This window comes from Streptomyces sp. V4I2 (assembly GCF_030817655.1).
Lineage (GTDB): Bacteria > Actinomycetota > Actinomycetes > Streptomycetales > Streptomycetaceae > Streptomyces > Streptomyces plumbiresistens.
The window spans coordinates 4593906-4610999 of record NZ_JAUSZM010000003.1; the positions used below are offsets into that span (position 1 = coordinate 4593906).

Annotated in this window: 18 protein-coding genes; 9 read left to right on the forward strand and 9 right to left on the reverse strand. The window is 71.4% G+C overall.

The annotated features are described in order from the left end of the window. Positions 1-47: 47 nt before the first annotated feature. Entirely contained in the window at positions 48-590 is a 543-nt protein-coding gene (locus QFZ76_RS21590) for an ATP-binding protein (RefSeq protein WP_307675281.1), read from the reverse strand. A 218-nt stretch (positions 591-808) separates the two neighbouring features. Then, positions 809-1195: an STAS domain-containing protein gene (locus tag QFZ76_RS21595; RefSeq protein ID WP_266438538.1), complete on the reverse strand. Its 387-nt coding sequence runs from the start codon at positions 1193-1195 to the stop codon at positions 809-811. A gap of 239 nt (positions 1196-1434) precedes the next feature. Between QFZ76_RS21595 and QFZ76_RS21600 the strand changes: the two genes are divergently transcribed. Both QFZ76_RS21600 and QFZ76_RS21605 read left to right on the forward strand, forming a co-directional pair. Continuing rightward, complete coding sequence (locus QFZ76_RS21600; RefSeq protein ID WP_266438535.1) at positions 1435-2340, forward strand: RNA polymerase sigma factor SigF; 906 nt, start codon at positions 1435-1437, stop codon at positions 2338-2340. A gap of 284 nt (positions 2341-2624) precedes the next feature. Next, positions 2625-4175, forward strand: coding sequence for an RICIN domain-containing protein (locus QFZ76_RS21605; RefSeq protein ID WP_307675282.1), 1551 nt, complete (start codon positions 2625-2627; stop codon positions 4173-4175). Between the two features lie 28 nt (positions 4176-4203). On the opposite strand, the gene QFZ76_RS21610 is transcribed toward QFZ76_RS21605, so the two are convergent. After that, positions 4204-5115 (reverse strand): hypothetical protein, encoded by a 912-nt coding sequence (locus QFZ76_RS21610; protein ID WP_307675283.1) that lies wholly within the window; start codon positions 5113-5115, stop codon positions 4204-4206. Positions 5116-5148: 33 nt separating this feature from the next. Next, positions 5149-5562: an ATP-binding protein gene (locus QFZ76_RS21615; RefSeq protein WP_307675284.1), complete on the reverse strand. Its 414-nt coding sequence runs from the start codon at positions 5560-5562 to the stop codon at positions 5149-5151. 192 nt (positions 5563-5754) lie between these two features. On the opposite strand from QFZ76_RS21615, the gene QFZ76_RS21620 reads away from it, so the two are divergent. Further along, a complete protein-coding gene (locus tag QFZ76_RS21620) occupies positions 5755-6606 on the forward strand; it encodes a helix-turn-helix transcriptional regulator (protein ID WP_307675285.1) in 852 nt (283 codons plus the stop codon). Between the two features lie 9 nt (positions 6607-6615). Next, positions 6616-6810 carry a DUF397 domain-containing protein gene (locus tag QFZ76_RS21625; RefSeq protein ID WP_307675286.1) on the forward strand — a complete coding sequence of 65 codons (195 nt, stop codon included), beginning with the start codon at positions 6616-6618 and terminating at the stop codon, positions 6808-6810. Here the strand turns inward: QFZ76_RS21625 and hutI are convergent. From hutI to hutU, 4 genes are all read right to left on the reverse strand, one after another. Continuing rightward, the gene (gene hutI / locus QFZ76_RS21630) at positions 6800-7978 is read right to left on the reverse strand and encodes an imidazolonepropionase (protein ID WP_307675287.1); all 1179 of its coding nucleotides are present in this window, start codon (positions 7976-7978) and stop codon (positions 6800-6802) included. The genes QFZ76_RS21625 and hutI overlap by 11 nt on opposite strands. 38 nt (positions 7979-8016) lie before the next feature. Next, positions 8017-9381 carry a formimidoylglutamate deiminase gene (locus tag QFZ76_RS21635; protein WP_307675288.1) on the reverse strand — a complete coding sequence of 455 codons (1365 nt, stop codon included), beginning with the start codon at positions 9379-9381 and terminating at the stop codon, positions 8017-8019. After that, positions 9378-10592 carry an allantoate amidohydrolase gene (locus QFZ76_RS21640; protein ID WP_373464527.1) on the reverse strand — a complete coding sequence of 405 codons (1215 nt, stop codon included), beginning with the start codon at positions 10590-10592 and terminating at the stop codon, positions 9378-9380. The genes QFZ76_RS21635 and QFZ76_RS21640 overlap by 4 nt, the downstream gene beginning before the upstream one ends. Before the next feature lie 101 nt (positions 10593-10693). Next, on the reverse strand, positions 10694-12373 hold the full coding sequence (gene hutU / locus QFZ76_RS21645; RefSeq protein ID WP_307675289.1) for a urocanate hydratase: 1680 nt from the start codon (positions 12371-12373) through the stop codon (positions 10694-10696). A 137-nt stretch (positions 12374-12510) separates the two neighbouring features. Between hutU and QFZ76_RS21650 the strand changes: the two genes are divergently transcribed. From QFZ76_RS21650 to QFZ76_RS21670, 5 genes are all read left to right on the forward strand, one after another. Beyond that, positions 12511-13938 carry a diaminopimelate decarboxylase gene (locus QFZ76_RS21650; protein ID WP_307675290.1) on the forward strand — a complete coding sequence of 476 codons (1428 nt, stop codon included), beginning with the start codon at positions 12511-12513 and terminating at the stop codon, positions 13936-13938. Between the two features lie 169 nt (positions 13939-14107). Beyond that, entirely contained in the window at positions 14108-14566 is a 459-nt protein-coding gene (locus QFZ76_RS21655) for a hypothetical protein (RefSeq protein WP_307675291.1), read from the forward strand. Then, entirely contained in the window at positions 14563-15435 is an 873-nt protein-coding gene (locus QFZ76_RS21660) for a transcriptional regulator (RefSeq protein WP_307675292.1), read from the forward strand. Before QFZ76_RS21655 ends, QFZ76_RS21660 begins: the two co-directional genes overlap by 4 nt. Positions 15436-15487: 52 nt before the next feature. Next, positions 15488-16036, forward strand: coding sequence for a roadblock/LC7 domain-containing protein (locus QFZ76_RS21665; protein ID WP_307675293.1), 549 nt, complete (start codon positions 15488-15490; stop codon positions 16034-16036). 20 nt (positions 16037-16056) lie between these two features. Further along, positions 16057-16431, forward strand: coding sequence for a hypothetical protein (locus tag QFZ76_RS21670; protein WP_307675294.1), 375 nt, complete (start codon positions 16057-16059; stop codon positions 16429-16431). Between the two features lie 31 nt (positions 16432-16462). Here the strand turns inward: QFZ76_RS21670 and QFZ76_RS21675 are convergent, their stop codons facing one another. Continuing rightward, positions 16463-17017 carry a hypothetical protein gene (locus QFZ76_RS21675; protein ID WP_373464528.1) on the reverse strand — a complete coding sequence of 185 codons (555 nt, stop codon included), beginning with the start codon at positions 17015-17017 and terminating at the stop codon, positions 16463-16465. Between the last annotated feature and the right edge of the window lie 77 nt (positions 17018-17094).

Here is a 17094-nt window from a genome sequence, read left to right on the forward strand (position 1 = left end):
AGCGGAGCTTCGAACCGCGGGTAACCCCTGTTCGCGGGCTACGTGGGTTAAGCCGGTGCCCCGAGCTCGGCCCAGACCTTCTTGCCCGAGACCCCGGGGATGCGGACGACCCCCCAGTCCAGGCACAGCCGCTGCACGATGAACATGCCGTGGCCGCCGGGGCGGCCGGCGCGGTGCGGGGTGCGCGGGGCCGGCTGGCCGGTGCCCTTGTCGGAGACCTCGATCCGGATCACCTTGTTGTCGCAGGTGATCCACAGCTCGTCCGGGCCCTCGGCGTGCAGGCAGGCGTTGGTGACCAGTTCCGAGACGACGAGCAGGACGTCCTCGGCGGCGGCCCGCTGGTCGGCGGTCGCGGCGGGCAGCCAGCCCCACGCGTACAGCGCCTGGCGGGTGAAGTCGCGGGCGAGCGGGACGACACCGCTCTCACCGTCGAAGTCCAGTCTGCGGACCTGACGCCCGCGCCCCCCCGACGACACGGCAACGCCCCCGTCGGACGCGCCCGTCGCGGGCGGGTCCTTCTCGGACGCCCCGGAAGCGCCGCTGGGCTCCGGGCCGCGGTCGCCCGGCGGGTAAGGCCGGGTGGTGCTCATCAGCGCTTCACCTCACCGATTCACCGGTTCACGATTCAAAAGTCCCACACAGTCCGTTCCTGCGCGGTCGGTCACCGAACACTCAGTACGGGAGTCTCCTGCCCGACCGGACCGGCAGAACACCCCTGTATCGGCACGAAAGCCGTGACGCCTGAAAAGCGCCGGTCACAGGGGGACGAGCGAGGCACGGTCACCATGGTCGGGCTGGATCCGCCGACTCAGCCGGTGTCGCCCGACTCGTCGGCCAGGGCCGCTTCCAGGGTGTCATGGACAGTGAAGACAGCATCCGCCCCCGTGATCTCGAAGACCCGCGCCACCACGGGCAGCATCGCCGCCAGATGCACCCCACCCCCGGCGGCCTCGGCCTTCAGTCGTGCACCCAGCAGCACGTTCAGCCCAGTGGAGTCGCAGAACTCCAGGCGCGAGCAGTCGACCACCAGTCGGCTGAATCCCTTGGCGAGACACTCCTCGAGTGGCTCACGCAACAGATCGGCGGTGTGGTGATCCAACTCACCCGCCGGGGTCACAACGGCGCTGGAGCCCGTTTCCCGAACCTCGACCAGAAGCCGGCCCGACTGTGCGCTGCCGACTGTCCCGCGGTCCATGCCGTCTTCTCTCCCGACGTCGTGGCTGCTGACTGACGCCCCCGAACACTACGCCTTCTCCACACTCTCCGACACTCGACCAACCACCCACAAACGGACATAACCGCACACAATGCACTTGCGGTGGCCTCGGAAAACCGGGTAGGGCTAGTAGGGACACGTACTCGACACGGCCGGCTTTGGAGGCGCCGCACACCGCAGTGCACTGAACTGGCTTCGGCAGCCATATGCCGAGAACGATGGAGGACATCATGTCACCCCGGCTCGACGCATCGCATACCCATCAAGCGACGTCGACATCCCCCCCGGAACATCTGGATCCCATCGAGCAGGACGACGTACTCGCCGGGCTTCCGGACATCCCCCCCTTCGACGAGGTGGGGCCGGTGGACGCACGGGCCCTGTCCAAGACCCTCTTCGCGCGCCTCGAGTCGCTGGAGGAGGGCACCCACGAGTACTCGTACGTCCGCAACACGCTCGTCGAACTCAACCTCGCCCTGGTCAAGTTCGCCGCCTCCCGCTTCCGCTCCCGCAGCGAGCCGATGGAGGACATCATCCAGGTCGGCACGATCGGCCTGATCAAGGCGATCGACCGCTTCGAACTCAGCCGCGGAGTGGAGTTCCCCACCTTCGCGATGCCAACCATCGTCGGCGAGATCAAGCGCTTCTTCCGCGACACCTCGTGGTCCGTGCGCGTACCCCGCCGGCTCCAGGAACTCCGGCTCGACCTGGCCAAGGCCGGCGACGAACTGGCCCAGAAGCTCGACCGCGCCCCCACGGTGGGCGAGCTCGCGGAGCGCCTTGGCCTGTCGAAGGACGAGGTCGTCGAGGGCATGGCGGCGTCGAACGCGTACACCGCCTCCTCCCTGGACGCCCAGCCCGAGGAGGACGACTCCGAAGGCGCCCTCGCGGACCGCATCGGCTACGAGGACAACGGCCTCGAAGGCATCGAGTACGTCGAGTCGCTGAAGCCGCTCATCGCCGAACTCCCCTCCCGCGACCGCACGATCCTCTCCCTGCGCTTCGTCGCGGGCATGACCCAGTCCGAGATCGGCGACGAGCTCGGCATCTCGCAGATGCACGTGTCCCGACTCCTGTCGCGGACGCTGGTGCGGCTGCGGAAGGGATTGACGGTCGAGGAGTGACGGTCGAGAAGTGACTGTCCAGGAGTCACGGCGGGCGCAGATGCGCCGCACGCCGCGTGCCGTCGAGGGTGACTGCGCGACCCGGCCCGGTGTGGGCCGGGTTGCGGCGTTTCCGGTGGCTGCCCATCGGCGGCTGAAAGCTTGCTGTTACCCGGGGGAACCCCTTTCCTCTCGGGATCCCGTCCATCACTATGGTCACCCTTCACAGACTGGCTGGTACGTCAGGACGGCCGTGGCTGGCGGCTGTGGTTGGGATGGCTTCGCGGGGGCGAGGAGGCGGGCGGATGGCTGGGGCCGACGGGATCGACGGCGGCGAGGGCGAAGCGAGCGGGAGCGGCCCGTACGCAGCCGCCTCCGACGCACGCCTCACCGAACTCCTGCGCGCCGACCCGACCACCGCGTACCTGGCCCTCCAGGAACTCCGCGCCCGCCACCGCACTCCGGTCCTCGCCTACGCCCGCCTCTGCGCCACCAGCGACTCCACCGCCCGCCAACTGGCCGCACAGGCCTTCACACTCGCGGCCCGGGAAACGGCACGCGGCATCGACCCGGGCGTCCCCTGGCGACACCGGCTCCTGCTGCTGACGGTGCACGTGGCGGCGTCCTGGGCCACGGACGAACGCTCGGCCGGCCTCGACGCGAGCCTGCTCCTGGTCCTGAACACGACGGGCGCCGACGGCCCGACCCCGCCCCTCCTCGGCCCGTTCCAGTCCCTGCCGTCGCGGGCGCAGGGGCTCATCTGGTACGGCGTACTGGAGCGGGAGTCACCCTCCAGAACGGCCGGTTACCTCGGCCTGACCCGCGAGGACGTGACGTACGGCACGGACCAGGCCCTCCAGTCCATGGCCCAGGCCTGCCTGCGCTCCCGCCTCGCCGGCTCCGACGATCCGCACTGCGGCGACTTCCGCCGGCTCATCGAGGAGGCCGTACGACCGGACAGCCCGCGTGAAAGCCCCGACCTGCACGCCCACATGGCGCACTGCGCCCACTGCACGACGGCGTACGAGGAACTGTCCGCCCTGCGGGACGCGCCGCGCACGGCGTTGGCGGAGGGGCTGCTGCCGTGGGCGGGACCGGCGTACGCGGCACGCGAGGGTCGGGCAGCACGAAGCGTGGAGTCCCGTAAACCGCCCGGCACTTGGCAGCCGTCCCGCCGCCTGGTGCTGACCTCGGCGGCGCTCGGCGTGGCCGTGGCCCCGCTGCTGCTGTTCCTGGTGACGCAGGGCGGCGGTTCGGCGCCGCAGGGGTCGGCGGGCGCCGCGGTGACCTCACCGGCGAACCCCCCTCCGGTGACGGTGACGGCAACCGTCTCGGCGACACCGTCCCCGTCGGCGACGAGCAAGTCACCGTCGCCTTCCCCGACGAGGAGTTCGACCCCGCCGAGAACGCCGACCGTGACCCCGACCCCGAGACCGACACCGTCGCCGTTCCGCCCGCCGGGTGGGACGTACGCCCAAGTGGTGAACGTCGCCTCGGGCCGCTGCCTCGACGTGTCCGGCACCTTCGAGAAGGGCACGGACGTCACCACGGCCCCGTGCGACACGTCCCCCTCCCAACGCTGGCGCGTCGACGCCGACCGCGGTGTGCTGCAGTCGTCCGCCGACCCGGACTTCTGCCTGGACAGCCGGGGTGACGTGGACAAGGGCGTCGGCATCTGGAAGTGCGAGTCCTTGGATGGCAGCAACGGCGACAACCTCGGGTTCACGGTGGACGACGACGGGGTGATCCGCCCGACGATCGCCATCGCGACGGCGCTCACGCCGGTGGGGGGCGGGCTGTCGCTGGAGCCGTTGAGCGGGGGTGCGGGGCAGCGGTGGCGGGCTGGGGCGGGGTGACTCCTCCCCTCGCCGTTCTGCCGCAATCTCAGGATTCCGGGGCGAACAGTTCCCACGCGTCGCTGACCTCAAAGGAGCGGTCGAGCCAGGTGCCCAACTGGTCCAAGTCCGTGCTTGAGAGCACGCGCTCGCGGACACTGTCGGGCACGTCGATCTGACGCCGCTGGAGAGTGCGCAGAATGATCTCCGCCCTCTCTTGGGCCCGCCCTTCTTCCCGGCCTTCTTCCCTGCCTTCTTCCCTGCCTTCCTCGCGCACCTGCTCAGCCAGCGGGTGCCGCCAGAAGTACTGGATCGCCGTCATCAGGTCCCTCCACATCTGCTGGGCCTGGGGGTCTGCCAGGCAAGAGTCGACGAACTGCACGAAGACCGCGGCGCTGTCCGCGTCGATGGTCCGCAGGGCGGCTGCCAGGGATTCCAGTATGGCGGCGGCGCGTGGGCCCCTGCCATGTGTCATCGCCGAAAGCACCGCAAGGGGTACGTCCCGTTCGGCCTCCCGCTCGTCTGCGATCACCGGCACGTTGTCCGGTCCAAGGACGAACGGACGCACCGTCAGCGAAGGGCATCCCCGCACCCCGAAATGAATCGGCTCCGCCGCCCAGCGGGCTGTGGCGCTGTTCTGAGTGATGACGATGAGCACCGGTTCGCAGCGGTACTTCTCGTACAGGTAGCTGAGGTAGTACGGCCAGCTGCCTCGCTTCCTCTCGTCGGGCTTGCCCTGCGACTCGACAACCAGGAGATAGACGCCCTCGTCGGTCTCCGCCCGCAACAACGTGTCCACGCGTCGCTCGACCGGCTCGATCTCGGTGAGGTCCACGTTCATCGCGGCGAACTCGCGCGGCTCCGGAAAGGGGATGTGTAAGACGTGTTGCAGGGCGCGGGTCAGCAACGCGGGATCCTTCTGGAAGATCCGGTGCAGCGCCTCGTGCGACGAGCCGACCATCGGCTCTCCTCTCTGTCCGACTTGATCAACGATCTACGCGGCGACCAGGTCACACCACACGTACTTGCCGCGGCTGCCATACCGCGACTGCGGTTGCCATCCCCAGACGTCGGCGCAGGCCCGGATCAGGGCGAGGCCTCGACCGCCCTCCGCTTCCGTGAGGCTCGCCAACTCGCCCGGCGGTTCGGGCGGTTCCGGGTCCGCGTCCCACGCACCGATCCGCAGGACGCCGGCCGACCAGCGGACGCGGAGGGTTGCGGGGCCTTTCGTGTGGAGTACGGCGTTGGCTACCAGCTCGGTCGCGAGGAGTTCGGCGGTGTCCGCGAGGCGGATGAGGCCGTGCAGGGTGAGGATCAGACGGAGGGTGCGGCGGCAGACGGTGACGGCGCGGGGGTCGTGGGGGATGGAGAGGGAGTACTCCCAGGGTTCGGATTCGCTTTCGGGCATGCGGCAGCTCCAGGGGTGGGTTCGTGGGTGTAGGTGCGGTGGCATTGCCGCAGCCGTCACGGCAGGACGGAGCGGTGCGCTTCCGTAGCGTGAATGTCGCGTCACCGACCGTAGGGTAGTAATTCCAACCCTTGCAAGCCGCTCGCGTAATCTGACACCCGAACGAGGAGACACAGAGAGGCAGTTGCCCGGATGACCATGCGGAACCAGCCCACCGCGCGCCAAGTGCGCCTGGGCTCAGAACTACGCAGGCTGCGGGAGTCAGCGGGGTTGTCGGCCAAGGAGATCGCAGGCCTGCTGAATTCGAGCTCGACCCACATGAGCCAGATCGAGGCAGGCAGCTCCGGCATCAGCGAAGAGCGCCTGCGCAGGCTGGCGGCGCACTGCGCCTGCGCGGACGAAGCGCTGGTCGAAGTCTTGGTCGCCATGGCGGCCGATCGGACCCGGGGTTGGTGGGAGGAGTACCGAGGCGTGCTACCGCCGGTCTTCCTTGACGTGGCCGAGTTGGAACATCACGCGACCTTCTTGCGGGAGGTCGTGATCACCCACGTGCCAGGGCTGATGCAGACCCCGGACTACGCCCGCGCCGTCTTCGGGTACATGGTCCCCGAGTTACCTCCGAGCGAACTGACCCCACGCGTCGAACATCGCATGCAGCGCAGAAAGGCCCTCGAAGGCGAGAACGCAGCTACCTACGAGACGGTCATCCACGAGGCGGCGCTGCGAATCCGCGTCGCCGACCGCAAGGTCGCCCGTGCCCAACTCCTCGAAGTCATCCGCAACATCGAGGAGGAACGGGCAACAGTACGCGTCGTCCCGTTCGACAGGGACGGATTCGCCGGCGCCAGCAGCGCGATGATGTACGTCGGCGGACCGCTCGCCCGGCTGGACACAGTGCTCCGGGACTCACCCCACGGTACGGCCTTCGTGGACACCGGATCCCAACTGGAACGCTTCCGACAGCTGTTCCATAAGGTGGAGAAGACAGCACTTGGCCCGGCTGCATCCCGGGACTTCATCCACCGAATCGCAAAGGAACTGTGAGGCGTCAGCATGGCCCAGGCCGTCCAGTGGCAAAAGTCCTCCTTTTCTGAAGGCGGCGATGGCAACACCTGCGTCGAACTCGCCGCCACCCCCACCACCCTCCACCTCCGCGAGAGCGACACCCCCGACACCGAACTCACCACCACCACCGCCCCGTTGGCCCACCTCATACGTGGCGTGAAGTCGGGCGTGTTCAGCGCGTAGCCAGCTGTTCCCCCCGCCGCCACACCCCGCTGACCAGCGGAACCCCCGGCCGGTAGGCCAGATGCACATGGCTCGGGGCGTCGAGCAGAATCACGTCGGCGTACGCCCCCGGCGTGATGCGGCCGACGTCCTCTCTACGCAGCGCCCGTGCGCCACCCGCAGTCGCCGACCACACCGCCTCGTCCGGCGTCATCCCCATGTCCCGTACCGCGAGGGCGATGCAGAAGGGCACGGAGGAGGTGAAGGACGAGCCCGGGTTGCAGTCGGTCGACAGGGCGACCGTGACGCCGGCGTCGAGGAGGCGGCGGGCGTTCGGCCACTCGGCGCGGGTGGAGAACTCGGCGCCGGGGAGGAGGGTCGCCACCGTGTTGCCACCGGCCAGCGCATCGACGTCCGCGTCCGTCAGGTGCGTGCAGTGGTCGGCGCTGGCGGCGTCCAGTTCGACGGCCAGCTGGACGCCCGGGCCGTACGACAGCTGGTTGGCGTGGATGCGCGGGTGCAGCCCCTTCGCCTTGCCGGCCGTGAGGATCGCGCGGGCCTGGTCGCCGTCGAAGGCGCCCTTCTCGCAGAAGACGTCGATCCAACGGGCGTACGGGGCGCAGGCGTCGAGCATCTCGCCGGTGACGAGGGCGACGTACGCGGCGGGGTCGTCGGCGTAGTCGGGGGAGACGATGTGGGCGCCGAGGTAGGTGACCTCGTCGGTGTGGGCGGCGGCGATGCGGAGCGCGCGGGACTCGTCCGCGACCGTCAGGCCGTAGCCGGACTTCGTCTCGAAGGTGGTCGTGCCCTGGCGGAGGGCTTCGGCGAGGTAGCGGGTGAGGTTGGCCTCCAGTTCGGCGTCCGTAGCCGCACGCGTGGCCGCGACCGTCGTACGGATGCCGCCCGCGGAGTACGAGCGCCCCGACATCCGGGCGTTGAACTCCGCCGTCCGGTCGCCCGCGAAGACGAGGTGGGAGTGGGAGTCGACGAAGCCCGGGAGGACCGCCCTGCCTCCGGCGTCGACCCGATTGTCAGTGGCGGGTGCTTTGCTTGATTCACCGGTCCACGCGATGCGGTCGCCGTCGATGACGACGGCCGCGTCCTGGATCAGACCGAGGGGGGAACCGTCACCGAGGGAGGGGTCGTTGGTGACCAGCGTGGCGATGTTGGTGATGACAGTGCTGCTCATCGTGTCCTCGTGGGCGTCGGCTTGGGGGTCGGTGGGGGTCAGGAACGCAGGGCTTCGACCGCGGCCGCCAGCGCCCGCGGCACATCCGGTACGAGCGCGTGCACCCCGTCGCGTACGACGTGCCGCCCGCCCACGATCGTGTGCCGTACGTCCGCTGCCGTCGCCGCGAATACGGCCGTCTCGGCGCCGAGCCTGGGCACCGGCCCCGCTGTCCTGACCGAGTCGAGCGCGATCGTCGTGAGGTCGGCGAGCGCGCCGGGCTCGATGGTGCCGGCCTCGTCCCAGCCGAGGGCGGCGTGGCCGTCGGCTGAGGCGGCCCGCAGCAGGGCGGCTGCCGTCCAGTGGCCGCGGGTGCGGGTGCGCAGGCGCTCGTTGAGCTCCATCGCGCGTGCCTCTTCGAGCAGGTCGATGACGGCGTGGCTGTCGGAGCCGAGGGAGAGCGGGGAGCCGGCTTTCTGAAGGGCGGCCGCCGGGCCGATGCCGTCGGCCAGGTCGCGCTCGGTGGTGGGGCACATGCAGGTGCCGGTCCCCGTGTCGCCGAGCAGGGCTATGTCCTCGTCCGTGAGGTGCGTGTTGTGGACGCCGGTGGTGCGCGGGCCCAGCACCCCGTGCTCGGCGAGGAGCCGCGTCGGTGTGCAGCCGTGCGCCTCCCGGCAGGCGTCGTTCTCGGCGGTCTGCTCGGACAGGTGCACATGGAGCGGGGCCCGCCGCTCCTGGGCCCACTGCGCCACCGTCGCCAACTGCCGGGCGGGTACGGCCCGTACGGAGTGGATGGCGGCCCCGATCCGCGCGTGATCCCGGTCCTTGAGAACTGAACAGCGTTCCGCCCAGGCGTCCGCGCTTCCGTCGGAGAAGCGGAGCTGGTGGGTGGTGGGCGGCTGTCCGAAGCCGGAGGAAAGGTAGGCGGTGTCGAGGAGGGTGATGCGGATACCGGCTTCGGAGGCGGCGTCGACGAGGGCCTCGCCCATCGCGTTCGGGTCGGCGTACGGGGTGCCGCCCGGGGCGTGGTGCAGGTAGTGGAACTCGCCGACCGCCGTCACGCCGGCCAGCGCCATCTCCGCGTACACGGCGCGGGCGAGCGCGTGGTAGGTCTCCGGGGTCAGCCGGTCGGCGACGGAGTACATGACCTCGCGCCATGTCCAGAAGGTGCCGGAGCCGACCTGGACGGTGCCGCGCAGGGCGCGGTGGAAGGCGTGCGAGTGGGCGTTCGCCAGGCCCGGGAGGGTCAGGCCGCGGAGGATCTCGGCGCCCGGGGGCGGGGCGGGGGCGTCCCTGCTGACGGCGGTGATGCGGCCGTCCGTGACCTCGACGACGACTCCCGGCTCGACGTGGGTGCCGAGCCAGGCGTGCTCCAGCCAGTACGTCCGTGTGTGCCGCGTCGGCGGATGCTCCGTTGGCGTCACGTGCAGGCCAGCCCTTCCAGTACGTCGGCGAGTGCGGTCACCCCGGCCACGCAGTCGTCCTCGGCCGCGTACTCGGCCGGGGAGTGCGAGACGCCGGTGGGGTTGCGCACGAACAGCATGGCGGTCGGGATGCTCCCGGAGAGAATTCCGGCGTCGTGTCCGGCACCGGTACCCAGGACGGGCACCTTCAGGTCGGTGTCCTTGCCGCTGTCCTTGCCCAGGATGCGGGCGAGTTCGTCGCGCAGGGCGTGGTCGAACTCGACGACCGGTGTGAAGGACTCACGGACGACATCGAGGTCGACGCCGTGTGCGGCGGCGTACTCACGGGCAGCCCTCTCCACCCCGCCCACGACCGTGTCGAGGCTCTCCTGGTCGGCGGCGCGGGAGTCGAGCCAGCCGCGCACCAGGGAGGGGATCGCGTTGACGCCGTTCGGCTCTACGACGATCTTGCCGAAGGTGGCGACGGCACCGGCGAGTTGAGCCTCGCGGCGGGCGGCGAGCACGGTCTCGGCGTAGGACAGCATGGGGTCGCGCCGGTCGACCAGCCGGGTGGTCCCGGCATGGTTGGCCTCGCCCCGGAAGTCGAACCGCCACCGCCCGTGCGGCCAGATGGCACTGGCGATGCCGACCCGGTCGCCGGACAGGTCGAGCGCGCGCCCCTGTTCGACGTGCAGCTCGACGAAGGCGCCGATGCGACCGAGCCGCTCCGGGTCCGGTCCGATGGCCTCGGGGTCGTACCCGGCGGCCTCCATGGCCCGCGGCAGCGTGACCCCGTCCCCGTCGGTCAGCCGGTGCGCCTGCTCGACGGTGAGCTGCCCGGCGGCAAGCCGGGACCCGACGCAGGCGAGCCCGAACCGGGCGCCCTCCTCGTCACCGAAGTTCACGATGGCGAGAGGCCTGGCGAACGTGACGTGCCGCGCGCGGAGTTCGTCGAGCGCGGCGAAGGAGGACACGACTCCGAGGGGCCCGTCGAAGGCCCCGCCATCGGGCACGGAGTCGAGATGCGACCCGGTGACGACGGCATCCCCGGCACCGGGATCCCCGAGCCACGCCCACTGGTTCCCGTTCCGGTCCACCTCGTAGGCCAGCCCCCGTGCCTCGGCCTGTGCCTTGAACCAGGCCCGGCACTCGACGTCGGCACCGGTCCAGGCGAAGCGGCGGTAGCCGCCGGAGTCCGGACGCCGGCCGATGGGGCGCAGCTCACGCCACATCTCCTGGAAGGAAGCGCCGGAGGGCACAGCCGGACCCGCGGACGGCGGCGAGACCTCGGCCCCCGCCAGGGAGTCGCCGCCACGCCCACCATCAGGCTGCGTCACGCGTCGTCACCCTCGTGCATGGGCACCCGCACGCCCCGCTCCACGGCCGCCGACTCCGCGATGTCGTACCCCGCGTCCACGTGCCGGATGACGCCCATGCCGGGGTCGTTGGTCAGGACCCGGCGGATCTTCTCGCCGCCCAGCTTCGTACCGTCGGCCACGGTCACCTGGCCGGCGTGGATCGAGCGGCCCATGCCGACGCCGCCGCCGTGATGGATGGACACCCAGGACGCACCGGACGCCACGTTCACCATGGCGTTCAGCAGCGGCCAGTCGGCGATCGCGTCCGAGCCGTCGAGCATCGCTTCGGTCTCGCGGTACGGCGACGCCACGGAACCGGCGTCGAGGTGGTCGCGGCCGATCGCGAGGGGCGCGGCCAGCTCGCCGCTGGCGACCATGTCGTTGAACCGCTCACCGGCCTTGTCGCGCTCGCCGTAGCCAAGCCAGCAGATGCGGGCGGGCAGGCCCTGGAAGTGCACGCGCTCGCCGGCCATCTTGATCCAGCGGTGCAGGGACGCGTTGTGAATGGATTCAGCCTCGGGGAAGAGCTCGAGGATCGCCTTGTCGGTCTTCGCGATGTCGGAGGCCTCGCCGGACAGCGCGGCCCAGCGGAAGGGGCCCTTGCCCTCGCAGAACAGCGGGCGGATGTAGGCGGGGACGAAGCCGGGGAAGGCGAACGCGCGGTCGTACCCGGCGAGTTGGGCCTCGCCGCGGATGGAGTTGCCGTAGTCGAAGACCTCGGCGCCGGCGTCCATGAAGCCGACCATGGCCTCGACGTGCCGGGCCATCGACTCGCGGGCCCGGGTGGTGAAGCCGGCCGGGTCCTTGGCCGCGGCCGACGCCATGTCGTCGAAGTCCACGCCCACCGGCAGGTAGGCCAGCGGGTCGTGCGCCGAGGTCTGGTCGGTGACGATGTCGACGGGGGCGCCCTCGGCGAGCATGCGCGGGAGCAGCTCGGCGGCGTTGCCGAGCAGGCCGATGGAGAGGGGGCGGCGGGCGTCGCGGGCCTCGACGGCGAGTTGGAGGGCGTGCTCCAGGGAGTCGGCCTGCACGTCGAGGTAGCGGTGCTCGATGCGGCGCTCGATGGCACGCGGGTCGCAGTCGATGCAGATCGCGACGCCGTCGTTCATGGTGACGGCGAGCGGCTGGGCGCCGCCCATGCCGCCGAGGCCGGCGGTGAGGGTGATCGTCCCGGCGAGGGTGCCGCCGAACTTCTTCGCGGCGACGGCGGAGAAGGTCTCGTAGGTGCCCTGGAGGATGCCCTGGGTGCCGATGTAGATCCAGGAGCCGGCGGTCATCTGGCCGTACATGGTCAGGCCCAGCTGTTCCAGGCGCCGGAACTCCTCCCAGTTCGCCCAGTCCCCGACCAGGTTCGAGTTGGCGATGAGGACGCGCGGGGCCCACTCGTGGGTCTGCATGACGCCGACGGGGCGGCCGGACTGGACGAGCATCGTCTCGTCCTGCTTGAGGGTGCGCAGTGTGCGGACCATGGCGTCGAAGGAGCGCCAGTCGCGGGCGGCCTTGCCCGTGCCGCCGTAGACGACGAGCTTGTCGGGGTGTTCTGCGACCTCCGGGTCGAGGTTGTTCTGCAGCATCCGCAGAGCGGCTTCCTGCTGCCATCCCAGGGCGCTCAGTTCCGTACCGCGCGGTGCTCGTACGGGGCGGGGTCCTGACATGGTCTGCCTCCTGGCTCCTGGTGGATTGCTCCCAGCGGATTTCTTACTGCCGATATTCACATCCTGGCTCGCTGAATAGAACTAGTCAATACGTTCGCGCGTCGGTGTTGGTGGGGCACGGATGTTTCGCTGGACTCATGGGCGCAGGAAACGACAGGACAGGGGACGTGGTGGACAAGGGCTACAGCAACGCGGGTGACCTGGGCGACGACACCGACGGGGAGCGGGTCGTCCGCCGGGACGAGGCGGTGCGCGCCGCCGTGGAGCAGGGGCTGCTCGGACCGGACTCCCCCATCGTGGGCCTGCTGGACGTCACCGGCATCCGGGAGTCGGCCGCGGCGCTGCGGGCGGCCTTCGACGAGGTCACCACGCCGGGCACGCCCGTGCTGCACGCCTTCGCGGTGAAGGCCACCCCCCTGGTGGCGGTGCTGCGGCTGCTGCGGGAGGAGGGGATCGGCGCGGAGGTGGCAAGCCCGGGCGAACTGGCGCTGGCGCGCGCGGCGGGGCTGCCGCCGGGCCGGACGGTCCTGGACTCGCCCGCCAAGACACCGGCCGAGCTGCGGGAGGCGCTGGCGCTGGGGATCGCCGTCAACGCGGACAACCCGCAGGAGCTGGACCGCATCGACGGTCTGATGAGGTCGGCGGTCAGTCGATCGCCCATCGGGATCCGGGTGAACCCGCAGGTCGGGGCCGGCGCCATCGAAGCCCTCTCCACCGCCACGGCGACCTCGAAGTTCGGGGTGGCGCTGCGGGACGAGGGAGCGCGCGAGTGGGTGGTGCGGGCGTACGCCGAGCGCCCCTGGCTGTCCCGGCTGCACGCGCACACCGGGTCGCAGGGCGTGCCGCTGTCGCTGATGGCCGAGGGCGTGGCGGCGACGTACGCGCTCGCCGAGGAGATCAACCGGCGGATCGGGCGCCCCCAGATCGACACCATCGACATCGGCGGCGGGCTGCCGGTGAACTTCTCGTCGGACGTGACGACACCGACGTACGCGGACTACGCGCGCGTGCTGAAGGAGGCCGTGCCGGGGCTGTTCGACGGGCGGTACGGGCTGGTGACCGAGTTCGGGCGGTCCCTGCTGGCGAAGCACGGGACGGTGGTGGCGCGGGTCGAGTACGCCAAGAGCGCGGGCGGCCGGCCGGTCGCGGTGACGCACGCGGGCGTACAGGTGGCGACGCGGACGGTGTACGCGCCAGGGGCGTGGCCGCTCAGGATCGCCGCGTACGACGGCAAGGGGCGGCCGAAAGAGGGGCCCGAGGTGGCTCAGGACGTGGCGGGGCCGGCGTGCTTCGCGGGCGACCTGCTCGCCCAGGGGTATCCCCTGCCGCTGCTCGGACAGGGCGACTACGCCGCGGCGCTGGACACGGGCGCGTACTACTTCGCGCACCACTACGCGTACAACTCCCTCGCCCGGCCCGGGATCTACGGTTTCGCGCCGGACGGGGCGGGCGGCACCGCCTTCGCGACCGTGCGGGAGGCGCAGACCGTCGAGGAGATCGTGACCGAGTCGGGAGGGGCGCACGCCGCGGCGCTCACCACCCTGCGCACACCCGGGCGCCGTTGACGCGCTCCGGTGGACCTGCTGATCAACTGGCCTGAGAACAGGGTCAGTTGACCCACCTTAGTCAGTCGCCGCATGTTCCACCGGAAAATGCCAGAACCCTCACCCCTCGCGCACACGTTGCGTAGCTTCGGCATCACTCAGCCGAATCCCAGGGGGAGGGGGAGCCACGGTGCCCGGAATCGACGAGTGCCTGCTCGAAGCCATGCGACTGCCCGGTGCCCGGGGTGCCGCACTGGTCGACTGGACGAGCGGCCTGGCACTGGGCGCCGTCGGGGAGGCCCCGGGCGGCGACCAGGAGGCGGCCGCGGTGGAGGCCGCGGAGCTCGCCCGGCTCGCCGCCGAGCAGCACGCCTTCGCACCCGACCCCGGCGAGGAAGAGGGAGGAGGAGGGGGAGGAGGACGAGGACGAGGGGAAGGGGAAGGGGACGCAGGGCACGACGTCGGGGACGATCCCCCCGTCGAGGACCTGATCATCAGCAACCGGGACAGCTATCACGTGCTGCGGTTCGTGCGGACGTCCTTCGACAGCAGCGTGTGTCTGCACCTGTGGCTGGCCCGCGCCGAGGGCAATCTCGCGCTGGCCCGCATCCGGCTCGGCGAGATGGCCGGACGGCTGGTGCTGGAATGACCGCCGTGCAGACCACCCCGCCGCCCCGACTGCCGGTGCGGAGCAAGGCGGCGGCCAGGGACCGCGGCTGGGGCGGCGTCTCGCCGATGCTGACCCGGCTCGCCGCCGAGCGGGCCACCGGGGTCCTGGTCCGCGAGCGCGGCTCGCTCCATCTCGCCGGGGGCCGGGTGGTGCACGCCGACAGCCCGTCCGCCCCCGGCCTGGAGGTCCTGCTCACCGCCCACGGCACCGTCGACGCCGGTGTCTGGCGGCAGGCGCTGGCCGAGACCGGCGACCGGCACCGCGCCGGCCACCTCCTGGTCGACGGCGGGCACCTGGCCGCGGGCGCGCTGGAGCTGTGCCGGCTGACCGCGCTGTACGACGCCGCGTACTTCGCCCTCGCCCCCAGCAGCACGCCGGGCCGCTTCCGCTACGGCACGGAAGCGGAAGCCGACGCGGGGCCCGGGCCCGCTTGTGGGTGCCCCATGCCCGTGGCCGCGCTCGAACGCGAGACCCTGCGCCGCCGGGACCTCCTGCACCGCATCTGGCCCGACCCGACGACCGACGAGGCCCCGCTGACCCGGGCGCACCGCGCCGCGCCCCCGCCACCCACCTCCCGCCAGCGGGCCGTCCTGGCGGTCCTGGCGGAGTCGGCCGCCGTACGCACGGCGACGGACATCGCGCGGGAACTGGGCCGCCCGGCGTTCCACACGCTCGTGGACATACGGCGGCTGGCGGCGGCCGGCGCCGTCCGACCGCGCCCACCGGCCCCCGCCGAGACGCCCGAAGCGCCCGACGTACCCGACCCTCTCGCAGCAATCCCCACCGACGTCACCGACCCCCACATCACGCTGCTGAAAAGGCTCAGGGATGCGCTGGAGGCCCTTTGAACGGCAGCGGCAGCGGCTACGGCAGCGGACCCGCGCCGAGAGGAGAAACCTGATGGCAGCGGAGGCCGACATCCTGGAGGAGTTACGCCGGCTCAGAGCCCGCGTGCCCCAGCTCACCGGCGCCCTCGCGACCGGCGCCGACGGTCTCGTCCTCGCCCAGGACACCCCCGGCGTCGACCCGCGGAACATGGCCGCGCTCACCGCCACCGCCCGCGGCCTCGCCGCGCAGCTGGCCGACGCGACCGGGCAGGGGGACTTCCGCGAGCTGCTCGTACGCGGGGTCCACGGCTATGTGGCGACGTACGCGGCGGGCAGCGGCGCCCTCCTGACCCTGCTCGCCGAGGACCGCGTCAACGTCGGCCGGCTGCACCTGGAGGGCCGGCGCGCGGTCGCCCGTATCGGCGAGCTCGTCGAGGCCACGGCCGCACCCGGGACCGCCGCGGCCGCACCGGCCGCCTCGGCCGCACCCGCCCCGACGACCGCCCCGGCCAAGCCCCCCGCGAAGGCCCCCGCCAAGACGGCCACCGCCGCCCGGACCAGAACCCCGCGCACACCGCGCACCACGACGACCACCAACGCCCGTACCACCACCGAAAGTTGAGAGGAACCGAGGGAACAGTCATGGCCAACACCGAAACCGCTCTCAAAGAAGCACTCGCCGCCATCGAGGGCGCCACCGGCGTCGCACTCGTCGACTACACCAGCGGCATGGCGCTGGGCACGCTGGGCGGCAGCAAGAGCTTCGACCTCAATGTCGCCGCCGCCGGCAACACCGACGTCGTCCGCTCCAAGCTGCGCACCATGGAACACCTCGGGCTCAAGGGCCAGATCGAGGACATCCTGATCACGCTGTCCGACCAGTACCACCTGATCCGGCTGATCAGCGGCCGCGGCGGCAACGGTCTCTTCCTCTACCTGGTGCTGGACGCCAAGCGGGCCAACCTGGCGATGGCCCGCCACCAGCTCAGGAAGATCGAGGAGGAGCTGGAGGTCTGACCGTCCGACTACTGGCGGTCTGACCGTCCGACTAAACGAGGGCCGCGGTGCGGCGGCGCGCTCCACCCGGGGCCGCGTCGCCCGCCGCGATCCCCGTGCTGCGGTAGGCCTTCACCGTCTTGCCGGCCGGACGGCCGCCGTTCGCGGCGAGCCAGTCGACGCGCACCCACAGCAGCGCGTCGTCGGCCCGCTCGCGCCGCCCGAGCCAGGCGGCCTTCAGCCGCAGCCCCGTACCGCAGCCGGCGAGCAGCATGCCGCCCGCGGCGGGCACGGCGAACGAGCTGCCCAGCGCGGCCAGGAAGGCGAGCAGCAGCCACCAGCGGTGTCCCCGGCGCCAGTTGCGCGCGCTCACCGCGCGGTCCTGGAGCACGTCGTGCTTCCCGGCGCGCACGGCCGAGCGCGCCAGCACGACGTACCGCTTGCGCCCGCGGTACGCCACCACGGTCGCGGCGACGATGAACAGGGCGGCCCCGGCCATCACCCCGATCCGTCGGCCGGTGATGCCCGGCACCAGTCCGCCGACGCCCGCCGCCAACACGCCCAGCCACCACATCGGCGCGGCTCCGGCCCGTACGACGACGGCCACCCGAGCCAGTCCCTGACCGCCGCGACCCTCGCGAACTCCGCGTGACACGATCCGCCTCCTCGTCGCCCCAACACGTT

Coding starts and splice junctions, on each gene's coding strand:
- QFZ76_RS21610 (WP_307675283.1), bottom strand. CDS start 5,115: ATGGTCGGCTCGTCGCACGAGGCGCTGCACCGGATCTTCCAGAAGGAT.
- QFZ76_RS21600 (WP_266438535.1), top strand. CDS start 1,435: ATGGAGGACATCATGTCACCCCGGCTCGACGCATCGCATACCCATCAA.
- QFZ76_RS21640 (WP_373464527.1), bottom strand. CDS start 10,592: ATGTGGCGTGAGCTGCGCCCCATCGGCCGGCGTCCGGACTCCGGCGGC.
- QFZ76_RS21595 (WP_266438538.1), bottom strand. CDS start 1,195: ATGGACCGCGGGACAGTCGGCAGCGCACAGTCGGGCCGGCTTCTGGTC.
- QFZ76_RS21615 (WP_307675284.1), bottom strand. CDS start 5,562: ATGCCCGAAAGCGAATCCGAACCCTGGGAGTACTCCCTCTCCATCCCC.
- hutU (WP_307675289.1), bottom strand. CDS start 12,373: ATGTCAGGACCCCGCCCCGTACGAGCACCGCGCGGTACGGAACTGAGC.
- QFZ76_RS21605 (WP_307675282.1), top strand. CDS start 2,625: ATGGCTGGGGCCGACGGGATCGACGGCGGCGAGGGCGAAGCGAGCGGG.
- QFZ76_RS21670 (WP_307675294.1), top strand. CDS start 16,057: ATGGCCAACACCGAAACCGCTCTCAAAGAAGCACTCGCCGCCATCGAG.
- QFZ76_RS21620 (WP_307675285.1), top strand. CDS start 5,755: ATGACCATGCGGAACCAGCCCACCGCGCGCCAAGTGCGCCTGGGCTCA.
- hutI (WP_307675287.1), bottom strand. CDS start 7,978: ATGAGCAGCACTGTCATCACCAACATCGCCACGCTGGTCACCAACGAC.
- QFZ76_RS21660 (WP_307675292.1), top strand. CDS start 14,563: ATGACCGCCGTGCAGACCACCCCGCCGCCCCGACTGCCGGTGCGGAGC.
- QFZ76_RS21625 (WP_307675286.1), top strand. CDS start 6,616: ATGGCCCAGGCCGTCCAGTGGCAAAAGTCCTCCTTTTCTGAAGGCGGC.
- QFZ76_RS21650 (WP_307675290.1), top strand. CDS start 12,511: ATGGGCGCAGGAAACGACAGGACAGGGGACGTGGTGGACAAGGGCTAC.
- QFZ76_RS21665 (WP_307675293.1), top strand. CDS start 15,488: ATGGCAGCGGAGGCCGACATCCTGGAGGAGTTACGCCGGCTCAGAGCC.
- QFZ76_RS21590 (WP_307675281.1), bottom strand. CDS start 590: ATGAGCACCACCCGGCCTTACCCGCCGGGCGACCGCGGCCCGGAGCCC.